General features: G+C 56.7%; 17 protein-coding genes. 10 read left to right on the forward strand and 7 right to left on the reverse strand.

Going from position 1 to position 23626, the window contains the following annotated elements:
- Positions 1 to 111: 111 nt before the first annotated feature.
- The 7 genes from LG301_RS02925 (at position 112) to LG301_RS02955 (ending at position 9721) form a co-directional block, all read left to right on the forward strand.
- Entirely contained in the window at positions 112 to 2715 is a 2604-nt protein-coding gene (locus LG301_RS02925; protein ID WP_404473269.1) for a TRAP transporter permease, read from the forward strand.
- Between the two features lie 11 nt (positions 2716 to 2726).
- Positions 2727 to 3155 carry a universal stress protein gene (locus tag LG301_RS02930; protein ID WP_404473271.1) on the forward strand — a complete coding sequence of 143 codons (429 nt, stop codon included), beginning with the start codon at positions 2727 to 2729 and terminating at the stop codon, positions 3153 to 3155.
- A 293-nt stretch (positions 3156 to 3448) separates the two neighbouring features.
- A complete protein-coding gene (locus LG301_RS02935; protein ID WP_404473273.1) occupies positions 3449 to 4285 on the forward strand; it encodes a DUF2189 domain-containing protein in 837 nt (278 codons plus the stop codon).
- Between the two features lie 177 nt (positions 4286 to 4462).
- The gene (locus LG301_RS02940; RefSeq protein WP_404473274.1) at positions 4463 to 4993 is read left to right on the forward strand and encodes an oxidoreductase; all 531 of its coding nucleotides are present in this window, start codon (positions 4463 to 4465) and stop codon (positions 4991 to 4993) included.
- Complete coding sequence (locus LG301_RS02945; RefSeq protein ID WP_404473277.1) at positions 4983 to 7229, forward strand: ATP-binding protein; 2247 nt, start codon at positions 4983 to 4985, stop codon at positions 7227 to 7229. Before LG301_RS02940 ends, LG301_RS02945 begins: the two co-directional genes overlap by 11 nt.
- The gene (nosP, locus tag LG301_RS02950) at positions 7183 to 8373 is read left to right on the forward strand and encodes a nitric oxide-sensing protein NosP (RefSeq protein ID WP_404473280.1); all 1191 of its coding nucleotides are present in this window, start codon (positions 7183 to 7185) and stop codon (positions 8371 to 8373) included. The genes LG301_RS02945 and nosP overlap by 47 nt, the downstream gene beginning before the upstream one ends.
- On the forward strand, positions 8342 to 9721 hold the full coding sequence (locus tag LG301_RS02955; RefSeq protein ID WP_404473282.1) for a NahK/ErcS family hybrid sensor histidine kinase/response regulator: 1380 nt from the start codon (positions 8342 to 8344) through the stop codon (positions 9719 to 9721). Before nosP ends, LG301_RS02955 begins: the two co-directional genes overlap by 32 nt.
- Here LG301_RS02955 and LG301_RS02960 read toward each other — a convergent pair.
- On the reverse strand, positions 9718 to 10407 hold the full coding sequence (locus LG301_RS02960; protein WP_404473284.1) for a LuxR C-terminal-related transcriptional regulator: 690 nt from the start codon (positions 10405 to 10407) through the stop codon (positions 9718 to 9720). The two genes, LG301_RS02955 and LG301_RS02960, sit on opposite strands and share 4 nt — an antisense overlap.
- A 117-nt stretch (positions 10408 to 10524) precedes the next feature.
- Here LG301_RS02960 and LG301_RS02965 point away from each other — a divergent pair, with 117 nt between their 5' ends.
- Together LG301_RS02965 and adhP are read left to right on the forward strand one after the other, a co-directional pair.
- Positions 10525 to 12045, forward strand: coding sequence for an aldehyde dehydrogenase family protein (locus LG301_RS02965; protein ID WP_404473286.1), 1521 nt, complete (start codon positions 10525 to 10527; stop codon positions 12043 to 12045).
- A gap of 120 nt (positions 12046 to 12165) precedes the next feature.
- The gene (adhP, locus tag LG301_RS02970) at positions 12166 to 13194 is read left to right on the forward strand and encodes an alcohol dehydrogenase AdhP (protein ID WP_170968122.1); all 1029 of its coding nucleotides are present in this window, start codon (positions 12166 to 12168) and stop codon (positions 13192 to 13194) included.
- Positions 13195 to 13269: 75 nt separating this feature from the next.
- Here adhP and betT read toward each other — a convergent pair whose 3' ends face one another.
- Positions 13270 to 15318: a choline BCCT transporter BetT gene (gene betT / locus LG301_RS02975; RefSeq protein WP_404473288.1), complete on the reverse strand. Its 2049-nt coding sequence runs from the start codon at positions 15316 to 15318 to the stop codon at positions 13270 to 13272.
- A gap of 218 nt (positions 15319 to 15536) precedes the next feature.
- Entirely contained in the window at positions 15537 to 15947 is a 411-nt protein-coding gene (locus tag LG301_RS02980) for a hypothetical protein (protein WP_404473290.1), read from the reverse strand.
- 185 nt (positions 15948 to 16132) lie between these two features.
- Between LG301_RS02980 and LG301_RS02985 the strand changes: the two genes are divergently transcribed.
- Complete coding sequence (locus LG301_RS02985; RefSeq protein ID WP_404473292.1) at positions 16133 to 17047, forward strand: alpha/beta hydrolase fold domain-containing protein; 915 nt, start codon at positions 16133 to 16135, stop codon at positions 17045 to 17047.
- 9 nt (positions 17048 to 17056) lie between these two features.
- Here LG301_RS02985 and LG301_RS02990 read toward each other — a convergent pair whose 3' ends face one another.
- From LG301_RS02990 to LG301_RS03005, 4 genes are read right to left on the reverse strand one after another with little or no spacing between them, the layout of a single operon-like run.
- Positions 17057 to 17767: a response regulator gene (locus LG301_RS02990; protein WP_404473294.1), complete on the reverse strand. Its 711-nt coding sequence runs from the start codon at positions 17765 to 17767 to the stop codon at positions 17057 to 17059.
- Between the two features lie 10 nt (positions 17768 to 17777).
- On the reverse strand, positions 17778 to 19208 hold the full coding sequence (locus tag LG301_RS02995) for an ATP-binding protein (protein ID WP_404473297.1): 1431 nt from the start codon (positions 19206 to 19208) through the stop codon (positions 17778 to 17780).
- Positions 19208 to 22306 carry an efflux RND transporter permease subunit gene (locus LG301_RS03000; RefSeq protein ID WP_404473299.1) on the reverse strand — a complete coding sequence of 1033 codons (3099 nt, stop codon included), beginning with the start codon at positions 22304 to 22306 and terminating at the stop codon, positions 19208 to 19210. The genes LG301_RS02995 and LG301_RS03000 overlap by 1 nt, the downstream gene beginning before the upstream one ends.
- Entirely contained in the window at positions 22303 to 23553 is a 1251-nt protein-coding gene (locus LG301_RS03005) for an efflux RND transporter periplasmic adaptor subunit (RefSeq protein WP_404473302.1), read from the reverse strand. Before LG301_RS03005 ends, LG301_RS03000 begins: the two co-directional genes overlap by 4 nt.
- Between the last annotated feature and the right edge of the window lie 73 nt (positions 23554 to 23626).

Here is a 23626-nt window from a genome sequence, read left to right on the forward strand (position 1 = left end):
GCAGCAGGTGAACAGCGTTCACTGCAAGTAATAAAGCGCGGACGCCCAAAGTGTCCGCGTTTCTTGTTGAAAGCGCTGATTGTCAGCGCTGACCATAGGCAGGGCAAGCGTATGCGTGATGACAAACAACCTTCGGCGGCCGCTGATACTGACCTGGAGGATATGGTCGCATCCAGCGACTCCGGGGCACGAAAGCCAGCGGGGGTGCCGGGCAAGCTGCTGGTAGGCATTGCTGCAGCGTGGTCGCTATTCCAGCTATGGATAGCATCGCCACTCTCTTACATGTTGGGTTTTGGGGTGTTCAGTGCGACTGAATCACGCTCGATACATTTGGCGTTTGCGCTGTTTTTAGCCTTTATGGCCTATCCCGCTTTAAAACGTTCTCCGCGCGATCGTATTCCGCTTCAGGATTGGGCGTTTGCAGCGGTAGCGGCTTTTTGCGGCGCTTATCTGTTTTTGTTTTACGATGACCTGGCTCAGCGTCCGGGTAGCCCGATTACTCAAGACATCATCATTGGCGTGATCGGCATTATTATGCTGCTGGAAGCCACCCGGCGTGCGCTAGGGCCGCCGCTGATGATTGTGGCCGGTTTGTTTATTGTTTACTCGCTATTTGGCCCCCATATGCCGGGAATATTGGCCCACCGCGGCGTGAGCCTAGGCGGGTTGATTAATCACCAGTGGTTGGGTACTCAGGGTGTGTTTGGCATCGCGCTGGGGGTTTCCACCAGTTTTGTTTTCCTATTTGTGCTGTTTGGTGCCCTGTTAGATAAAGCGGGTGCCGGTAACTACTTCATCAAAGTGGCTTTTTCTATGCTGGGTCACTTTAAAGGTGGTCCTGCGAAAGCGGCTGTGGTGGCTTCGGGCATGACCGGTTTGATTTCGGGGTCGTCGATCGCCAATACAGTGACCACCGGCACCTTTACAATTCCGATGATGAAGCGCGTGGGCTTTAGCGCCGAAAAAGCGGGTGCTGTTGAAGTAGCTTCGTCAGTGAATGGTCAAATTATGCCACCGGTAATGGGGGCGGCCGCCTTCTTGATGGTGGAATATGTAGGCATCTCTTACGTTGACGTTATCAAGCACGCCTTTTTGCCAGCGATTATTTCCTATATTGCGTTGATTTATATCGTGCATCTGGAGGCGTTGAAGGCTGATATGAAGGGGCTGCCTTCAAGCAACCCTGTGCGCCCGCTGCTTAACAAGGTCCTCGGTTTTATGACGGGGCTGATACTGTTGATGGCCCTCTCTTTTGCCGTTTATTACGGCCTCGGCTGGCTTAAGCCAGTGCTCGGTGAGGCCACACCTTGGGTGATCGCCGTGGGCTTGGCGGTAACGTATATCGGCTTATTGAAGATCAGCTCGAAATACCCAGAGCTGGAAATGGATGACCCCAATTCGGCCGTTGTCAAACTGCCTCAAACACGGCCCACAGTGATGGTGGGTTTACATTACATCCTGCCGGTCGTTGTGCTGGTGTGGTGTTTGATGGTGGAGCGTATGTCGCCAGGGCTGTCGGCGTTTTGGGCGACGATGTTTATGATCTTTATCATGGTCACTCAGCGGCCGGTGATTGCCTTTTTCCGGGGCCATAGCCAGTTCGGCGCGGATGTTAAAGAAGGCTTTAAGGATCTGTGGGACGGCCTGGTCGCCGGTGCCCGTAATATGATCGGTATTGGTATTGCTACCGCCACCGCCGGTATCGTGGTGGGTGCCGTTTCACAAACTGGCGTAGGGTTAGTGCTGGCGGATGTGGTGGAGATCCTTTCCGGCGGCAACCTGATGATGATTCTGTTGCTAACGGCACTGCTGAGCTTGATTTTGGGCATGGGCCTGCCAACCACAGCTAACTACATTGTGGTATCTGCACTCATGGCACCGGTCATTGTGCTCCTGGGTCAGCAGAATGGTCTTATTGTGCCGCTGATTGCCGTGCACTTATTTGTGTTCTATTTCGGGATCATGGCAGATGTCACGCCGCCCGTGGGGCTCGCCTCGTTTGCCGCTGCGGCGGTTTCCGGCGGTGATCCACTGCGTACCGGTTTCCAGGCGTTTTACTACAGCCTGCGCACGGCCGCGCTGCCGTTCCTGTTTATCTTTAATACCGACCTGCTGTTGATTGACGTTACGTTTATGCAGGGGATTGTCGTGTTCATCGTTTCGACCACCGCGATGCTGATCTTTGCGGCAGGAACCCAGGGTTACATGATTGCTCGTAATCGCTGGTATGAGTCGCTGCTGCTGCTGTTGGTGGCCTTTACGCTGTTCCGTCCGGGCTTTTGGATGGATCGCATCCACGACCCCTACGAGTCGGTTCCGCCGGCACAGTTTGCAGAGGCGCTAGGACAGGTGGACGATGGCAGTAATCTGCGCATCCAAATTGCAGGGGAAGACGATTTCGGTGATCCCATAACCACCTACCTACTTGTGCCTGTGCCCCGTGGCGATAGCGGCGAAGAGCGTATGGCGAATCTGGGTATAGAGCTTTACACCGATGGTGATCAAACGCTCGTTGACTTTGTAGAGTTCGGCAGCTTGGCACAGGATATTGGCTTTGACTTCGACCAGGAGATCATCGAAGTGCTTGCACCGGTAGACCGTTGGGCGAAAGAGTGGATGTGGTTACCTGGCTTTGCCGTTTTTGCCTTAGTGGTTCTTCTTCAACGTCGCCGCCGTCATACAGGCCGGCCGGATAACGCGGCTGCTGAAGCCTAAAGGAGGTCACCATGTACAAAAAGATTCTGTTGCCGGTTGATCTAAACGAAGAGGCGTCATGGAAAAAGGCGCTACCCACGGCGATTACGCTATGTGAAACCTTTGGGGCTTCGCTTCATATTGTGACAGTGCTGCCGGAATTTAAGATGCCTATGGTGGGCGCTTATTTTCCGAAAGATTTTTCTAAAAAGGCGCACGACGCTATTAAAGAAGCGCAGCATGTGTTCATCCAAAAGAACATACCTGAAAGTATACAAACGCAGAGTGTGATTGTGGATGGCTCGCCCTGGGAGGCAATTATTAAGGCCGGTAAAAAGCTGGATGTCGACCTGATTGTAATGGCTTCCCACAATAAGCGGAAATTTGTCGATTACGTACTGGGGCCTAACGCCGAACACGTGGTTCACCACGCTAAAACATCGGTAATGATCGTACGATAAGAGCACCGAATCTCTGCTCTTTTTTCCCCAACGCCAGGCCTTGAGCCTGGCGTTTTGGTTTGTGCTGGCCGTCATGCCGCTGATGCTTGTGTGTTTTTCGGGGAAAGTTAGGAGGTGCTAACACATCAATTTAATTCGTGGTAACAGCGCTGATGGTGGATTTTTTGTACTTGCTAGCCTTATTAGCTCTCAGTATCACTGCGTTCAACTACATTAAAAGTACGTTAAGCCATTAAGTTGGGATTAATGTTAAAGGCAAGAATGCAGCCCTGGTACATCACAGGAGTTATGCCATGAATGCGACCACTACAAAAACACAAGACCACGCACATATGCCAACGACTAAAGACACACCCTCAGTTAAAATCACGATCAATAAAGTGGGAATGGATCGTCCACGTGCCTGGTTAACGTCAGGCCTTGAAGACTTCCGGCGTGCCACCGCCGTTAGTTTGTCCTACGGCATGTTTTGGGTGGGCTTGAGTATTGCTATCACGTTTGGGGCGTTTACTCTGGGATATTGGTATTGGCTATTGCCGATGATTGCAGGTTTTATGTTTGTGGGCCCTTTGGTCGCGGTGGGCTCTTATGGCATTAGTCAGGCGCTAGAGCAGGGCAGAGTGCCTAACTTGGGTGATGCATTTGGCAGCTGGAAACCCCACGCTGGGCAGTTAGCAATGATGGGCGTCATGATGATGATCTTCTTTCTTGCCTGGATCCGTCTGGCCACGCTGCTGTTTGCGCTGTTTTTTGGTTTTGAAGTACCAAGTCCCGCAACGCTTTACACTGCGCTACTCACGACCCCTGAAGGAATCGGCATGTTGGCTGTAGGCACCGCGGCGGGCGCTATTCTCGCCTTTGGTGCCTTTGCCATTAGCGTAGTGGCTATTCCCACCTTAATGGATCAAGATCTGACGTTTATGGAAGGCATAGAAGCCAGTGTTCGCTGCGTTGCACGTAACTTCCGTCCTATGCTGCTTTGGGCCGCTATCCTCACAGGGTGCGTGTTGGTGGGGGTAATGACCTTTTACATCGGTTTAGCACTTATATTGCCAGTGTTGGGTCATGCAAGCTGGCACGCTTATGAGGAACTCGTGCGCTTTGAGACTATTGAGGAGATAAAAACCTAATCGCTTCGCGTTCAAAACAGCAGCCGTTTAAAGGCGTCCGTTCGTTGACGAAAAACGCGTAAATTACCTGACCTACGAAAAGAGATGGCGTAACCTCTACGTTGTCTCTTTTTTTATTGCTCGCGCTGGGTGGCCGGGATGTATCAGGCTATGCTCTGAGCGCTTTAAAGCGAGGTAGTGGCTGTGAAAGCGTTGTTATTGGGGTGGGTTGTGCTGGCGTTCAGCATTCCTCAAGCGGTGCAAGCTGAAACGCAGGCGGGATTGGCCTCTCCTGATGGGCCTGTGATTCTGCAAGTGAAAGGTAATATTGCACGCACGAATACGGGTGATAGCAGTCATAGAGAAGCGCATTTTGATAGGGAAATGCTGCAGTCATTACCACAGCATACGGTTAAAACGAGTACCCCATGGACCGAAGGCACTAGCCACTATAGCGGGCCCCTAATGCGCACCTTGCTAGAACACCTGGATGCCGAAGGAGAAAGCGTGCATGTACTGGCGCTTAACGGTTACGAAGCCAATATTCCGGTTAGCGATTTTTATGATTACGATGTGATTTTGACGCTCGAACGCGATCAAAAAGCCATTCCTATTCGCGAGTACGGCCCGTTATGGGTGCTGTATCCTTTTGATCAAAATGAGGAGCTGTTAAGCGAGAAAATACGCTTCAGGGCCGTTTGGCAGGTTATGCACATTAATGTCCATTAACGGCCCTATGGTGAGTGCGCCTCGCCTGTTGCGTTATCCACGGCGTTTTAAAGTTGTGGCTATGATTACCGTGCTGCTGTTTGCCGGGGCGCTGGTGGTCGCGGCACTGGCGGCTTGGCGTCAAGACCAACTAACGCAAAGCCTGCGAGAAGATACCGCCTGGGTTGTCTATAAGCTGGATCGTGATGCGGTTCAGCTGCTTAATCATTTACTTGCGGCAACCCGTGGGCCTATTTCGCCAGCTGAACAGGATGCGCTCAACTTACGCTTTGAACTGCTCTATAGCCGTATCACGTTGCTTAAAGAGGGTGAGGTGAATGCCCTATTGCAAAATGTCACTATGGCAAACGAGCTGCTTAGCCAAATCCAGCAGCAGCTAGACACGCTGGACCCCATGGTTGACCCCCACGACTCTCTCGCCCAGTTACCCATCATTAATTTAGAAACAGAGCTGCAGGTGCTCACTCGGCTTACCGAGCGCTTTGTGATCGCGATCAATGGTTACTTGGCAGAATCCGCAACGGAAGAGCGTGCGCTGCTCAGCACGCTATACAACGTATTGATGACACTGCTCATAGGAATGAGCTTGGCCGTTCTACTCGTTATTGGCTTTCTAGTGCGTGAAATGCGAGAAAGCGCTACCGCGCGGCGTGAACAGGAGCAGTTGAGTCGCCAGTTAGAGGTCACCGCTCAGCAGGCGCAAGCCGCTAACCACGCAAAGTCTGATTTCCTGGCAATGGTTAGTCATGAAATTCGCACGCCGCTAAACGGTGTTATTGGCATGAGCGAGCTGCTGCGCGAGCCGGTCAGTCCCGCTCAGGTAGAAGACTACGCACGCACTATCCACGACAGCGCTAACCAGCTGTTGGCGATGATTAATGAAATACTCGATTTTTCTAAAATCGAAGCGGGGCACTTAACGCTGGAAACCTCGCCCATGGCGGTGAAACCGCTGGTGGATAGCGTGATGGCACTCTTTGAACCGCGTGCCCAAGCAAAGGGACTTCAGCTCGTGCTTCACATTGACCCCTTGGTACCGGCCTGGGTCATGATGGATGCGGGTAGGCTGAGACAGATTTTGCTGAACCTGATTGCCAATGCGATCAAGTTTACCGACCATGGCCAGGTCACGCTTCGGCTCTATGCCACTGTGAACAACCTCTCCTTTGAGGTGAGCGATACCGGCTGCGGGTTAAGCCAAGAGCAGCAGACGCTTTTATTTGAGCCTTTTCAGCAGGCAGATGAAAGCGTAGCTCGGCGTTTTGGTGGAACCGGTTTAGGGTTGGCGATTTGTAAACGCCTGTGTGACGCCATGCAAGGGCATTTGCGGGTAGTCAGTGCGCCGGGCCAGGGCAGCACGTTTTATTGTGATCTGCCCTTGATTGAGGCGCCCCCCCAAAGCTCTCCGCTGCCTTCTGAACCCACGCGGGATTTCATCGGTACGTCGCTACTGCTAGTTGAAGATAATGCGGTTAACCGGAAAGTTGCCACGGGCCTCCTCTCACGTTTGGGATGTGATGTGGTGTGTGCCGAAAATGGCCAAGACGCGCTGGAGATGGTGCAGACTCAGCAGGTACATCTTATTTTTATGGATGTTCAGTTACCGGATATGGATGGCCTGACGGTGACGCGAATGCTGCGAGAGAAAGGCGGATGGCTGGCGAGTGTCCCCATTGTCGCGATGACGGCAGGCGGTGCTGAAGATGATCGAAACCGCTGTCTGGCAGCGGGAATGGATGATTACATCATCAAGCCGCTGTCGCTGCTGTCATTAAGCAACGTTTTATCCCTGCAGCTTTTTCCATCATCGCAGCAACTGCCCACTTTAGAGGCGCACGCAAAGCCAAATGAGGGGCAGGCCCTGCTTAACAGCACCACACTGCAAACGCTGCTGAGTTCTTTAGGGCAGGCGAGCGTTGCCCAGCTGGTCGTGCTCTATCATCAGCAAGTAGATGACTACGCTGCACAGCTTGGCGCGTACCTCTCCGGGCCTAGCGAGCTTTCGAGTGCTCAGGCTAAGCAGGTGGAGCGCTTGGCACACCAGCTGAAAGGCGAATCGCTAAGCGTGGGCGCAGAACAGCTGGCGTGGCGGGCGCAGCGGCTAGAGCTATTGATGACGCAGGCGCAGCGCTCTTACAGCCAAATAGAAGACGCTTTTGGTGCGTTACGGCAAAGTGTCGCGCGTACTCATGGTGCATTGGAGGCGTGGTACCGTGACAACCTCCCCAACGCCTAATGGGCTACTCTCCGCCGCCAGCCGTCACCCTGAACCCACCAAGGCGGCCATGGAACTGTCCCAGGCGCTATGCCATGCGCAGCTTGGGTTTGTGCTGTTTTTCTGCAGCGCCGAGTACCCGCTAGACACCCTCGCCGACGCCCTTAGCGATGCGTTTAGTGATGTGCCAATGAGTGGCTGTACGACGGCAGGGGAGATGACGCCTGAGGGGTATGATCGGGGGTCGATTGTCGCTATTGGATTTGATCGTCGGGTTTTCGCGGTGGAAACCGAGCTGATTGATGACCTGGAACACTTTGATCTTACCCGTGCACAGCCGTTGGTTGATGACTTATTAGAGCGCTGCCGCCATCAGGCGTTGGCGCCTATTAATGATCACAGTTTTGCGCTCACGCTGTTAGACGGATTATCCAGCCGTGAAGAGCAGGTGTTGGCAACGCTGGATGCTGCCCTGGGGCGTATACCCAGTTTTGGCGGCTCAGCGGGGGATGATAACCACTTAACGCACACCCATGTATATGCCAAAGGACGCTTCCATACCCGTGCTGCAGTGGTGGTTATGCTGAATACTCGGCTGCCGTTTGAGGTGTTTTCAAGTCATCATCTTGTGCCGCTGGCTCATAAACTAGTGGTCACGGTGGCTGACCGCGAGCGGCGGCGAGTGCTAGAGCTTAACGGGCTGCCTGCCGCCGAGGTATATGCGGCTCTGGTGGGCTGCCGGGTGGAGGAGTTGACCCCCCACGTTTTTGCCCAGCACCCTCTTGCGGTGCACCTAGGCGAGCAGCACTACATTCGCTCTATTCAGCGGGTCAATGACGATGGCAGTCTCAGCTTTTACTGCGCGGTTGAGACCGGTATCGTGCTTACCGCCATGCAGCCAGCGCCGCTGTTAGAAGACCTAGAAGCGATGCTGCTCAGCGTGCGCGAGCGCTTAGGCGATACCGCAACGATTATCGGCTGCGACTGTTTTCTGCGCCGTATGGCGCTGGAGTCCCTGCAGCAGTTGGATCAGGCATCATCGCTGCTACGCCAAGCGCGAGTCGTCGGGTTTAATACCTATGGCGAGCAGCACCACGGTATGCATGTGAATCAAACCTTTACGGGGGTGGCGTTTGGCGCTCTTCCAGCTAGCGACAAGCAGTGACGAAACGGCGGATAACGCGACGCTACGCGAAGAAAATCGCCGCCTGCGTAAAGTCTGCCACGCACTGATGGAGCGGGTCGAGTCGGGAGGCAGCCCCAACGGCGCCCCCTACGCGGCGTTCGAGCGCTCAGTGTTGCTGGCTGAACAGGTGCGTGAGCGAACCGATGCGCTGCACCGCACGCTCGATGAACTCAGCCAAGTGAATGCGCGGCTATTAGCCGCGAATGCCGAAGCGGAAGCGGCGAATCTTTCTAAAACGAAATTTTTGGCGGCGGTTAGCCACGACTTACTACAGCCTCTAAATGCTGCCCGGTTATTTGCCAGTGCTCTGGAAACCCATGCGCTGCCTGATGCCTCTCAAGCGCTAGTGGGGCATATAGGGCGCTCGCTGAAAGATGTTGAAGGCTTGCTGGGCACGCTAGTGGACATTTCCCGCCTGGATGCCGGGGTGCTGCATGCCGATAAAGCGCCGTTTGCTGTGAGCACGCTGCTGGATGCACTGGCCGAAGAGTACCGGCAAGTGGCGGCAGTTCGGGGCCTGGCGCTGCACTATGTTCCTTCACGTGCATGGGTCGACTCTGATCTGGCCCTGCTCGCGAGGGTGGTGCGTAACTTTCTCAGTAACGCAGTGCGCTACACCGAGCAGGGGCATCTGCTGTTAGGCTGTCGCCGCCGTCCCGACGGGCTGGAAATCATGGTGGGAGATACCGGTCCCGGTATTCCAGAACCGCAGCGCGAAGCAATTTTTTTAGAGTTCCGGCGCGCCAGTCAGCCGCAGGCCCATCATAGTCGAGGTCTGGGCTTAGGCCTTGCCATTGTTGATCGCATTAGCACTATGCTAAACCACCCCGTCACGCTGGCGTCACGGCTTGGCCAGGGGGCGCTGTTCTCTATCTTAGTCCCTTACGCAGCGCCCAGCGGCAGCGTAGAAACAGCGCCCCGTTCGCGCCTGGTTGCCCAGTGGTGTGATGACCCGCTGCAAGGCTGTGTGGTGTGGGTGATCGACGATGACCCGGCTATTATTGAAGGGATGCAGGCGTTATTAGGCAGTTGGGGGTGTCGAGTGCGGGCAGCGGCAACGTTGAGCGCACTGGAGGCCGCCAGCGACGGAGAGCGCCCGGCAGCGCTGTTGGTGGACTACCATTTAGGCGAGCACCGAGAAAACGGTATTGATTTAGCGGCCCGTCTGCGCCGCCGCTATCCTGGCTTGGCCACGGTGGTCATTACGGCTAACCATGAAGCGTCTGTGAAACGCGCCACGCGGCAAGCGGGCATGCACTGCCTGTTAAAGCCACTTAAACCACTGCGTTTAAAAATGTTGCTAGGTACGCTGCTCGATAGCGGCTAATCCTTCGATAATGCTGCACGTTTGGCGATATAGCCGCTTAGGTCCTCCTCCCCGGCAATCACAATCGCGTGTACTCGGCTGCTGGCCCCCAATTTTCGCAAAATAGCCGAGACGTGGGTCTTCACCGTGGTTTCAGCAATTGTCAGCTCGCGGGCAATCTGCTTGTTCGACATCCCCTGGCTCATACAGCTCAGTACATCCAGCTGCTTGTCGGTGAGCCGAGGCAGGCGGTTTTGTGGGTGGTCTGCGCTCTCCGCCGTGGTGGGGGTAAGGTTACGCGGAGGCGGGCGGCGCATAATGTCGGCGGGTAAGTAGAGCTGGCCCTGGAGTATTTGCGTGATTGCCGCCAAGAGCTGCTCCCTTGGCGTTGATTTGGGAATATAGCCCACCGCGCCCAGTGCAATGGCGTCCAGCACCAGCTGGCGCTCTTGAAGCGCAGACACAATCGCAACGGGCAGCCATGGGCAGGTATCGCGCAGGATTTTTAACCCCTCCAAGCCTTCCGTATCGGGCAGGCTTAAATCGAGCAGTAACAGATCCAACCCGTCGTTGTTTTCAACGCACTGGAGCGCTGCTGCCAAGCTGTCGGCTTCCAGGAGTTGGGTGTCGGCTAAACCAGCGCTTACCACTGCAAGTAACGCATCGCGGAACAGTGGATGATCATCTGCCACTAACAGCGAGTACATGGCGTCTCCTACCAAGGGATGAGGGTGCGTCCTGCCATCGGGCTATATCGAGAAAGGCCTATGTGTTCAACACTGAGTTGGCACCTTTTAATAATCATAATACTCAGGAGCTTTACGATGATCTACGCCAACCCTGGTGATACCGGTTCCGTGGTGTCATTTGAAAAACGTTATGGCAACTACATTGGCGGTGAGTTTGTTCCCCCTGTCAACGGCCAGTACTTCGACAATATTAGTCCAGTTAACGGTCAAGTATTTTGCGAAATCCCCCGTTCGAGCGCTGAAGACATTGATAAAGCGCTGGATGCCGCGCACAAGGCCGCACCGGCATGGGGCAAAACCTCGGTTCAAGAGCGCAGTAATATTTTACTCAAAATTGCCGACCGCCTTGAGCAAAACCTTGAAATGCTCGCCGTGGCCGAAACATGGGACAACGGTAAAGCCGTTCGTGAAACCCTCAATGCGGATATTCCGCTCGCCGTTGATCACTTCCGTTATTTTGCGGGTTGCCTGCGCTCCCAAGAGGGCACCGCTGCCGATATCGACGCTAACACTGTCTCTTACCATTTCCACGAGCCGCTGGGTGTTGTGGGGCAGATTATTCCCTGGAACTTCCCGATTCTGATGGCGGCCTGGAAACTAGGCCCCGCGCTGGCAGCAGGCAACTGCGTGGTGCTCAAGCCGGCTGAGCAAACCCCCGCCTCGATTTTGAAAGTGATGGAAGTGATTGGCGACCTGCTGCCCCCTGGCGTGCTCAACATCGTCAATGGTTTCGGTGCGGAAGCAGGCCAAGCGTTGGCGACCAGCAAGCGGATTGCCAAAATTGCCTTTACGGGTTCAACGCCCGTTGGCTCGCATATTCTGAAGTGCGCGGCAGAGAATATTATTCCTTCCACCGTCGAGCTGGGTGGCAAGTCTCCCAACATCTACTTTGCCGACATCATGAATGCCGAGCCGACCTTCATTGATAAAGCGGTAGAAGGACTCGTGCTGGCGTTCTTCAACCAGGGGGAGGTGTGTACCTGTCCGTCGCGAGCCTTGATTCAGGAGAGTATGTACGACGAGTTTATGGCGAAGGTGATTGAGCGCACCAAAACCATCAAGCGCGGCAATCCGCTGGATACCGACGTGCAGGTGGGCGCCCAGGCGTCTCAAGAGCAGTTCGATAAGATTATGTCGTACATGGATATCGCCCGTGACGAAGGCGCTGAATTCCTGACCGGCGGTAACAAAGAGACCCTGGATGACAGCATTAACAGCGGTTATTACATTCAGCCCACGCTGCTGAAAGGCAATAACCAGATGCGCGTTTTCCAAGAGGAGATCTTTGGGCCAGTGGTCGCGGTCACGACCTTCAAAGATGAAGAAGAAGCGCTGGCGATTGCCAACGACACCGAGTTTGGCCTGGGCGCAGGCGTATGGAGCCGCGATATGAACGTGGCGTTCCGCATGGGACGTGGCATTCAAGCAGGCCGTGTATGGACCAACTGCTACCACCAGTACCCCGCCCATGCGGCCTTCGGTGGCTATAAGAAATCTGGCGTTGGCCGCGAAACGCACCAAATGGCGCTGAATCACTATCAGCAAACTAAAAACCTGCTGGTCAGCTACGATATCAACCCGCTTGGGTTCTTCTAAACGTTTGTTATGTCGTCCCATCGCCCGGCCTAGGCCGGGCGATGCTGCACATCCTCTGGCGCTAACTCTACGGATAAGAGCAGCTTAGAACTGCCGTTAACCATTATTAGGAGTCGCATCATGGATAATACAATGCGGGCGGCCGTCGTGCGCGAGTTCGGACAGCCGTTAGTCATAGAAGAAGTCGATGTTCCACGCCCAAAGCAGGGGGAGGTATTGATGAAGGTGGCGGCCTCGGGGGTCTGCCATACGGATCTACACGCAGCGCACGGCGACTGGCCAGTCAAACCTTCACCTCCCTTTATTCCAGGGCATGAAGGCGTTGGGCACGTCGTAGCGGTCGGGGCCGGTGTCTCCCATGTCAAAGAGGGCGACCGTATTGGTGTTCCCTGGCTCTACTCGGCCTGCGGTTTTTGCGAACACTGCTTAGGCGGCTGGGAAACCTTATGTGAGTCCCAGCAAAATACCGGTTACAGCGTTAATGGTGGGTTTGCCGACTATACCTTGGCCGATGCGGGGTATGTGGGGCGGCTGCCGGATAACGTTGGCTTTGTGGAGCTGGCTCCGGTGCTGTGTGCCGGCGTAACGGTTTATAAAGGTTTAAAAATGACCGATACCCGCCCCGGCCAATGGGTGGTGATTTCGGGCATTGGTGGCCTTGGCCACATGGCAGTGCAGTATGCCAAAGCCATGGGGCTTAACGTGGCGGCTGTCGATATTGATGACGGCAAGCTGGCGCTGGCTGAGCGCTTGGGCGCGACGGTTACGGTAAACGCCATGAAAACCGACCCCGCGGCATACCTTAAAAAGACCATTGGCGGTGCCCATGGTGCGCTGGTCACCGCAGTGTCGCCGAAGGCCTTCGATCAGGCGCAAAATATGCTGCGCCGTGGCGGTACGCTGGTACTTAATGGCTTACCACCAGGGGATTTTCCACTGCCCATCTTTAGCACCGTGCTCAATGGGATCACTATTCGTGGCTCGATTGTCGGCACGCGTAGCGACCTTCAGGAAGCGCTCGATTTTGCGGCGGAAGGTAAAGTGGAAGCCACCGTCGCAACGGATACACTGGACAATATCAACGATGTTTTTCAGCGCATGATAGACGGTAAAATCGAAGGGCGTATTGTGCTAGACATGGCGGGTTAAACGCCCAGCGCGCATAAAAAATCCCGGCCGCGTGGCCGGGATTCTTCGTTTTATGCGTTGTACGTAAAGCGCTACTTACATCTGCGCATCTTCAGGTGGTTCGCCGATGGTGCCGGGCATCGCTTGCACATGGCCCATCTGCTGGCCTGCCAGAGTGAGGAAGTGTAGATGGCGTTCATATTCCGCCACTAAGTCCCCAATTACCTGGCCTCGGGTGTAGCCGTTCAGGTCTTTATCTTGGCCACCCTCAGCTAAAAACACATCCAAGCGCACGTAGAAGTCATCATCAGCGGGGATGAAGCTTGGGGTGCGCATGCGGTGCGGGCACACTTGGTAGACAAAGCTCGTCGCATCGCCAAAATCGACCTGCAGCATCAGGTTGGGCAGTGATTCCCCCTCAACCTGCTCTTCGGTCACATTGGCCGTCTGTCCACGGCTCTCAAGCTCCTGGGCAAACTGCGTCATCGCTGGGCGAATCGAGTGCTCAATCGTGGCTGCCGCACCGGCACGGTTAGAGGTGTCTAGCGCGCGATCCAACCGCTCGCGCCAGTCGCCGCCGGGGGCACCGCCTGCAATCATGCGGCGAGCATCGGCTTTACTACCTTCTAGCTTCAGCGCTTTATAGGTGCCTACCATAATGGCGAAGATCACCACCGAGAAAGGCAGCGCCGTAATCACGACTGCGCTTTGTAGTGCGTTTAAACCACCCGCCATCAGCAAGGCCACGGTAATCAAGCCAATCACCGCCGACCAGAAGATACGCAGCTTCACCGGCGCGTCATGGTTCACATCGCTCAAGATAGAGGTGAAGTTGGCCAGTACCAGCGCACCGGAGTCCGCCGAGGTAATGAAGAATACGATACCCAGAACAGTCACGACGGCGGCGGTAATGCCCACATAGGGGTAGTACTCAAGCAGCGTGTAAAGCGTGGTTTGCGGCGAGTTAAGTGCCTGCTCACCCAGTTCAACAACACCTTGGTTAGCCACCAGCTCAATGCCGCTATTACCAAAGACCGACATCCATACCATCATGAAGGAGAGCGGAATAAACAGGGCGCCCGCAACAAACTGACGAATCGTGCGGCCGCGTGAAATGCGCGCCAAGAACAGACCCACAAACGGTGTCCAGGCAATCCACCAGCCCCAGAAGAAAATCGTCCACCACATCTTCCACTCTTGAGCGCCTTCATCGGCAAAGGCGTAGGTGTCAAAGCTTGCTGCCACAAAACCAGAAAGGTAGTCACCGGCGTTATTCACCACTTTATCCAGCAGTACCAGCGTATCGCCAGAGAACAATACAAACAGCATCAGCGCGAGCGCCAGCAGCATGTTGAATTCAGACAGGCGACGGATGCCTTTCTCGACGCCGGTCACTACCGAAATCGTCGCAAGCACCACCACGAGCGCGATCAAGATAACCTGCACGGTCAATGACTCAGGCACATCGAACATGTAGGCCAGGCCATAGTTCAACTGCATGACCCCGATGCCCAGGCTGGTTGCGATACCAAAGACGGTAGAGATAACCGCCGTAATGTCCACCGCATTACCAATAGGCCCGTGGATACGTTTGCCCAGCAGTGGGTAAAGCGCACTACGGATCGCCAGCGGCAGGCGGTGACGGTAGCTAAAGTAGGCCAGCGCCATACCCATCAACACGTACAGCCCCCAACCGGAAAGCCCCCAGTGCAGATAGGTTTGAACGACGGCGTTGCGCATTGCCTCCTGGCTTTCGGGCGTTAAATCTGGCGGTGCCAGGTAGTGTGCCACGGGTTCAGCTACGCTGAAGAACAGCAGGTCGATGCCTATGCCCGCAGCAAACAGCATCGCCGACCAGGAGAGCAGCGAAAACTCTGGGCGAGAATGATCAGGCCCTAACCGTATGCTGCCAAAGCGGGACATGCCAATCACCACGACGAACAGTAGGTAGGCCACGATCGCCAGCATGTAATACCAGCCAAACGTTTTGCTTACCCAGGCGAGGCCAGCATCAAAAAAAGCGCCCGCTTGTTCTGTGAACAGCATCGTTAGGATAAGAAACACGAGAATGCCAGCTACGCTGCCGTGAAAAACCACGGGATTCAGCCGGTCGCGGGAGGGAAGAACGGAATTGTCTTTCGCCATGGAGGCGGACTCCTGTTGTTAGACAAGGTAAGGGGAATATTTATTTTGAATGAACGTTCAAATAAAATACGTGGTTTCGACGCCCAGTTCAAGTCAACGCCTTCTCAACCCTGGGTGTTTTTAGGCGTGTAGAAACAGAAATGCCCGGCAAAGCCGGGCATGTCATCGAAACTAAACGGTGAGTAATTGCTGACAGTCATTGCTAACTGAGTAGCGTTTTACTCCGCAGCACTGTCCTCTTCAGCACTGTCCTCTTCAGTACCGTTATGATGCGCGCCACGCTTACCGTGCCCACGTTCGCCACGGTACTCTTGATGAATCTCACGCATCGCTTCGCGCACTGCCTGCTGCTCTTCTTCGCTAAGAATGTCAGCGACCCGCGCGTGGTGTTCCTCTTGTAAGGCTTGGACGGCCTCGCGGTGTTCGGCATGGGCTTCGTTCAGCGCTGCTTGCTGCTCTTCACTTAACCCGGCACGCTGAAACACTTCCTGGCGGCGCTCTTCCATGCGTTCTACCATATGCTCACGATCATAGCCGCGATCTTCATGCTGGCCTGCCTGTACGGTAAACGCTAACGGCGTTAATGCGACGGCCAGAAGGGCGGGGGCAAATAGCTGGCGAAGTGACATAAAAATACCTCTCAATAAGGGTTTAGCGTTCTCAATAGTTAATGAGACAGTGTCAGTATGGTTGAGACGCGTGCAAACCGTTTGCATTAAGTGTGCAACAATCATGATCATTTGAGGCGCTAGGGGGTCATAGCGTCAGGGTGAGGGCCCGGTTAATCGCTCGCTAGTTGAATGAGGAGGCATGAATGCCAGCTCTACGCGCTGTACGTCACTACCTTAGCCTAAGCGCCCTTGCACTATTGATCAGCGGCTGCGGGGCCACCCATCAAAGCACAACCGTCCCGGCCATTGAACAAGCCTCGCTCCAGCCAAGGAGCATCCCCTTTACCCGCTTACCGCCTCAGCGCTTTACCCCGGCGGACTGGCCCCAGGCATTAGAGGCCCGAGTACTGCTGCCCACAACACCGGGGGTTGAACGGCGTCCCGCCGCGCTGGTGGTTCACGGCGGCGGCTGGCGTAATCGCGGCCCAGAGGATATGGAAGGCATCGCGGAACAATTAGCGGCGCAAGGGTATGTCGCGGTGAATATCGAACACCGTTTTGCCCCTGAACACCGTTTTCCCGCCCAGTTGCATGATTTACAGCAGGCAATGGCATGGGTTCACGCCAATGCGGCAGCGTGGAACATTGATACCCAGCGAATTGTAGGCGTTGGGTTCTCATCCGGGGCGCACTTAGTGAGCCTGTTGGCGCTGGCAGGGGAAGAGGGGCCATTAGCCGACCCTTACGGCGGCGAGCATACGCGCTTAGCGGCAGTGTTGGCCGGCGGCTTGCCGAGCGATCTGCTTAAGTTTAACGATGGCCGACTTGTGGTGGATTTCATTGGGGGAACCCGTGCCGAAAAAAATGAAGCCTATCGATTAGCGTCCCCCGTCCGGCAGATCACCCCAGAGGCGCCGCCGTTTTTCCTTTTTCACGGCAAGTGGGATCAATTAGTGCCAGTCGACCACGCCACGGATTTCTATCAGGCGCTGCAAGACAACAACATCGAAAGCGAGCTTTACTTGCAACGCTTTCGCGGCCACTTTGCCAGCTTTTTGCTACGCGGCAGCGCTATCGATGCGGGCATCGCGTTTCTTAACCGGCAGGTGATGCCCTAGCCACGGCATTTACCCCTCTGGCTGATATTTATAGCCAACGCCATAAACCGAGCGGATGATTTCCAGCTCCGGCAGCGCCTCGTGGATTTTCTTGCGCAGTTTTTTGATATGGCTGTCCACGGTGCGCTCGGAAACGATGCGGTTGTCGCGGTACATGTGGTCCATCAGCTGTTCGCGGCTGAAGATGCGCCCCGGCGACTGCATCATTACGCGAAGCAGCTGAAACTCAACCGCGGTGAGACCTAAATCTTGGCCGTGGGCCAATGCCTGCCAGCCCTCTTCATCCAGCGTGACCGGCGCTTGGCCCCCCGCCTCCGTCGGCTCAACTGCCGCTTGGCTGCGGCGTAGCACGGCCTTCACTCGGGCGACTACTTCGCGGGGGCTAAACGGTTTGCAAATATAGTCATCGGCACCCAGCTCCAGCCCTAGCAGGCGGTCGACCTCTTCTACTTTGGCGGTGACCATAATAATGGGCAGCGCCGGCCACTGCTGGCGAATTTCCCGGCAGAGCGTTAGGCCATCTTTACCCGGCAGCATAACGTCCAGCAGCACCAGGGCTGGTACGTGCTGGCTTAACCACGGCATAACGTCGTCGCCATGGCTAATGATGGTGGTGTCGAAGTTGTGGCTCGTTAAGTAGTCGGCCATTAGTCGGGCAATTTTCGGCTCATCTTCAACGATCAGTAATGAGGGGGTGCGGGGCGTATCTTGTTGGGTCATCGTCAGCTCGCTAGATAGGGGTAGACGTTAAGAGAGGGAAGCGCAGCGTCCACTTCAGGCCGCCCAGGGGCGAAGCGCTGGCCTTTAGCGTACCGCCATGGGCGCTTACCAGCGCACTGGCAATGGACAGCCCTAGTCCGCTGCCGCCGCTGGCGCGGTTGCGCGAGCCCTCAACACGGTAAAGGCGCTCGGTGAGTCGGGTCAGCTCGCTCTCGGGCACGCCCGGCGCGCTGTCTTGCCATGTGACGACCGCGTGTGAGTGCTCACTGCGTAAGGTGACCTGCAACTCGCCTGGGGGCTGTGTATAAGCGCAGCTGTTATCGAGTAGGTTGCTCCATAGCTGGCGCAGGCGCTGGGCATCACCACGAATCATCACCTCAGGGCTTATTTGGGTTGTCAGCGCTAAGCCGCTCTCCTCAAGCCAGCGGTCGGCATCGGCTAAGCGGCCGCTCAGGCACTCGCTTAAGTTCATGGGCGCTAGCTGAATATCCAGCGCGCCTGCATCGCTTTGGGAGAGCAGGCGCAGGTCGGTCACTAACCGCTCAAGCTGGGCGACCTCCTGGGCTAACGAGGCAAGGTTCTCCTGGTCGAGAGGGCGAATGCCGTCCTGCATCGCTTCAATTTCGCCGCGCAGCACCGCCAGCGGCGTACGCAGTTCGTGAGCCGTATCGGAAACCCAGCGTGCCCGGGCGTCACGGCTGGCCTCCAGGGTGGCCGCTAGTACGTTGAAGTCCCGCGCGAGGCGAGAAAGTTCGTCACGGCCCTTAACCGCCAGGCGGGTGTGGTAATCCCCTTCGGTGAGTCGCAGGGTGGCGCCCGCTAAGGCGCGGGTTCGTCGGCCTAACCACCAGGAGATTCCTCCCGCCAGCAGTAAGGATGCCAGCACCAGCGAGACCACAATTACCACCAGGTTGCGCTGCTGGCGCTCTAAAAAGCGGCTCTCCATCCGCTCCATCATATGCTGCGGTGGGCGAAACCCAAGGGCGCCAATGGCGTGGTTATCGCCGTTTTCCGTCATGTCGCTATAGAGCGTGAGCCAGCGCCATTCACTCGGGCCAAGGCGACGGCCGCTCGGTGCGATAACGTCATTGCCCTCTGCGTCGCGTAGGGCAAAATCACTCGCTTCGCCCAGCGAGGAGGGGCGGTCGCGGTGCTCCTGGCCAAGCTCGAAACGCACAATAAACGGCCAGCGTTCCGGGGACTGTTCCAGCCACTCCCAGCTGCCTTGGGTTTCCCAGCGGGTAATCAGCCCGTCGGCGAGCAGCGTCGCCCGTCGCTCTTGGGCTTGGTTCAGGTAGTCTAAAAAGCCGCGATCGATGCTGTAGGAGACCGCGAGAAACATGCTGGCCGCAATGGCGACGTTGACGCTCAAAATCACCACAAACAACTTTAACCCGAGCCGCGAAGGCTGCCACTGGCGAAGTAACGCGAGCCGTTTCATTAACGTGCTCCTTCTGGGCTTGGCGAGTGTGGCTTGCTCAGTCGTTCGCGCAGGTTCTCAAGGCCAAGGTAAAGGCAGGGCACCAGCACCAGCAAGATAACCGTGGCAAACAGCATGCCAAACCCCAGCGAAATCGCCATAGGGATCATAAAGCGCGCCTGGCGAGAGGTTTCCAGGATCATTGGGGCAAGGCCTAAAAAAGTCGTTAACGTGGTCATCATAATCGGGCGTAGGCGCCGCGTCGCGGCGGCCACGATGGCTTCTCGTGGGGCCATGCCTTCACGGCGTTTGCGATTAGCGTAGTCGATTAACACCAGGGCATCGTTAATCACCACGCCGGAGAGCGCCAGCATGCCTAGCAGGCTGATAATCGAAAGCCCAAAGCCCATAATCATATGTCCGGCTACGGCACCCACAATGCCAAAGGGAATGGCGGCGAGTACCAGCAGCGGCTGCAGGTAGCTTTTAAACGGAATAGCGAGCAGTGCATAGAGCGCAGCGAGCATTAACCACATGGCGGTACGCAGGGTGGCGAGGTTATCGGCGGTATCCTGCTGGCGCCCGCCCATGCTGACCTCAAGCCCCGGCCAGGTATTGCTCAGGGTGGGGAAAACGTCCTCTTGAAGGGTGGCGAGTACCTGGTTAATCGACGCGTCGCCTTCCGTGTCGGCGGTTACGGTGATAATCCGGCGGCCATCAATACGCTGCAAACTGCTGGACGCCTGACTGAGAGTGATATCGGCGACCCGTGATAACGGCACGTTGAGCCCATCGGGGGTGCGTATGGGCAGGCGATAAAGCTCGTTTAAGCTGTCGCGCGCCTGCTCGGGCAGGCGGACTTCCACGCTAACTTCCCGCCGTCCTATAAACTGCTCAACGGCGGTGGCGCCTTGTAGGGGGCCGCGCAGCGCCTGGGCAAGGTCGCTGCCGGTTAAGCCCAGCGCTCGCCCTTCGGCGGAAAGGCGCATTTCAAGCTGCGGCTTGCCGTCGCCCAAGCCGCTGTCGATATCGGTTAACCCGTACTCGCCCAGCAGCTCTGCCAGCCGGGTGGCGGCGGCTTCTAGCACCAGAGTGTCGGGATGAGAGAGGCGCAGGCTCAGCGCCGCGCCGCTGCCAGGGCCGCCAACGTCAGACTCAAAACGGACGGACTGCGCGCCGACTAAATCGCCGGTGAGCTCCCGCCACTCCCCGGCAATCCGGGAAGGCGGCCAAGCGTCTAGACTCTCTCTGGCGATATCCAGGCGCACCGAGAGGCTTTCACCGTCCAGGCGGCTCCGCGAACTGCTAAAGCTGAGCGTCTCTTCACGCTCGCTAAGCTGTTCAGCGGCGTTTAGCAGCTGCTGGCTAAGCTCTCGGCTAATGCTGATATGGCTACCAATGGGGAGCGTCACGCTGGCTTGCACTTGGTCGGACTCTACCCGTGGCATGAGTGAAAATCCCAGCCGGCCGCTCATTGCCCAGGCCAGGGCTATCGAGAGTATCGCCACCCCAAGGGCTACTGAGAGCAGGCGCTGGTTGAGTGCGCGTTGCAAAAATGGCTCAAACTGCTGGTAAGTGAAGTGGTGCAAACCTCCCTGCATGCGCTGACGCACCGCTTCAAGGGGGCGCTGCCACGCCGGTGTTTGGCGCGGTTTGCGGCTGTGGGCAAGGTGAGCGGGAAGTATGAACAGCGCTTCTACCCAGGAGATCAAGAAGACGGTAATCACCACCACTGGCACCGTGGCGAAAATCAGCCCTAAAAAACCGGGTAAAAACAGCAGCGGCAAAAACGCCACGATATTAGACAGGATGGCAAAGGTGAGTGGCACTGCGATTTCCCCCGCGCCCTTCACCGCTGCATCGCGCAGCGAGTAGCCCTCCTCGCGATAGCTGTAGATATTCTCGCCCACCATAATGGCGTCATCTACCACAATGCCGAGCGCGATAATAAAAGCGAACATCGACATAAGGTTCAACGAGACGCCCATCCATGGCAGGAACAGCATGGCGCCTAAAAACGCGGTGGGTATACCCAGCGTTACCCAAAACGCCAGCCGTGCTTCCAGAAACAGCGCCATCAGAATCATGACGAGCGCTAGGCCCATCCAGGCGTTTTTCAACAGCAGGCTAAGGCGGTCTTGGTACACCTCGGAGCTGTCTCGGGACACGTCCAGGCTCACGCCTTCTGGCAGCGCAGTGCGCAGCCGTTCAAGCTCGTCGTGCACGGCTGTGGAAAGGCTGGTGGGGGTTTGAGTGCCTACCTGGTAAACATCCACCGAAAGCCCCGGCAGGCCGTTGTAAAACTCTTCGCGGTCGGTTTCAGCAAAGCCCTCGCTCACCCTGGCGATATCACCCAGCACAACCTGGGCGCCTTGGGCAGTGGTTAGAATAGGCAGCTGGGCGAATTCAGTGGCGCTGTTGCGCCGCCCTTGATAGCGGATCAGCCACTCACCTTCGGCGGTAGTGAGCTGGCCGCTGGCTAAGTCCAGCGCTTCAGCGGCGATGCGGCTGGCTAACTGTTGGTGGTCCAGTCCATAGCGTTCAATGGCTTCGTCGTCTAGGTGCACCTGGATTTCGCGATCTCGGTTGCCGGAGAGCTCGACACGGGAGATGCCGCTGGTGGCCTGCAATTCGGCGCGCACGTCCTCGGCGGCGTCGTGGAGCGCTGCCAAGCCCACCGTGCCATAGACTTGCAGGCTGACCACGCTGCGCGAGCGGCCCGCTAGGGTGAAGCGCGGCGGGTCGGCGGCACTGGGCAGGGTGGTAATCGCGTTCACCGCCTGCTGGATATCCTGATAGGCGCGCATGACATCGACGCCATCGGTCAGCGTCGCGCTAACGTTGGCGCTGCCTTCGCTAGCGCTGGCAGTGAGTTCATCAATGCCTTCAACATTGGCAATGGCCGCTTCTACAGGCAGAAGCAGGCTCTGTTCGACATCTTCCGGCGTGGCGCCGGGGTAGCTAATGGTGACTTGGACAATTTCCGTCTCAAACTCAGGAAAGACCTCTTTTTTGATCGCGAAAGACGCAAAGAGGCCGCCAACGATAAACAGAACCATCAAAAGGTTGGGCGCTACACCGTGGTCGACCATCCACGCCAGCGGGCCGCGGCGGGTCATTGGGTGGCTCCATTATCTTGGCCAGGCGGGGCGTTCCGCTGGCGCAAACGCACCTGTTGGCCCTCGCGAGGCTGGGCAAGCCCGGCCACTACGACGCGCTGGCCTGCCGCTAGGCCACTGCGTACCAGCGCTTCTTCCTGGCCGCGGTAGGCCAGCGTAACGGTGGTGCTGCGTAAGCGCTCATCCTCATCGACCCACCACACCTGCTCGCCAGGGCGCAGCGCCGCAGAGGGCAGGGCAATCAGCGTTTCTGTGGCCGTGGTGTGATAAGTAATGCGCACCACATCACCCAGGCGCAGGGCGGGGGCGTTGTTTTCAAGAGCGCTGTTCTCAAGTGCGTCGTTCTCAAGTGCGTCGTTCTCAAGTGCGAGAGGATCATCGACTGCGATCAGCAGCTGCGCTTGTAAACCGTTCTCCTCCAGGTTGGGCAAAATCGAAAGTAAGCTGCCTTCCCGTGAGGCGCCTTCTGGCCAGCCTTGGCTGGTAAGCGTCACGGCATCGCCGGGCTGAAGCCACGCTAAGGTCTCTCCAGGTAGCGAAGCGCGTACCCAAAACTGCTCAACCCCCACCAAGCTAAGCACTTCCGTGCCTTGGCTGAGCAGGCTGCCCGCGCCGACTAAGCGCTCTTGCACCATGGCCCGCCAGGGTGCTTTTAACGTAGCGCGCTCTAGATTTAATGCCGCCTGATCACGCGCGACGCGGGCCTGGGTAAGCTGCGCCTGCGCCTGACGCAGCTGCGGTTCGCGCAGTACCAGGGCGCGGCGTTCGGTAGAAAGCTGGCGACCAAAGGATTCATATTCGCTGCGGGCGCGCTGCTGTTCCGCCTGTTCTAAGGCGAGCAGCGCTTGGGCGTTGGCCAGCTGCGCCTCAGCGTCTTCAAGCGCTAGCTGTAAGTCTGCTTGGTCGATATACACCAGCGGGGCGCCTTGCTCCACCACTTGACCGGGGAGGACGCCTGGCCCAAAACGTTCCAGCTGGCCAGCAACGCGGCTGGCCAGCTGGGTGGCTTTTTCAGCCTCTACCCGGCCAAAACCGCTGAGTTGCGGCGCTTGGAGACGCTCTTCTACGCTGATGACATCGACAACCGGCGGTGGTGTTGGCGGCGGGGGTCGCCGTTCAACGCGGGGCGGCTGGCTAATAATCCACCAGGCCAGCGCCAGCCCGCCGGCGAATACCAGCAGCGCGGCTAGGGCGCCGAAACGAATGCGGCCTTGTTGATGTGAAGCGTAAGAGCGAGAAGGGGTCATTAACGGGCGTCATCCGTTGGCTAGGGGCGAAAATTCCAGGTCATTAGGCGTATCATGCTAGCATCTACGATTC

This window comes from Vreelandella venusta (assembly GCF_044809155.1).
GTDB lineage: Bacteria > Pseudomonadota > Gammaproteobacteria > Pseudomonadales > Halomonadaceae > Vreelandella > Vreelandella venusta_B.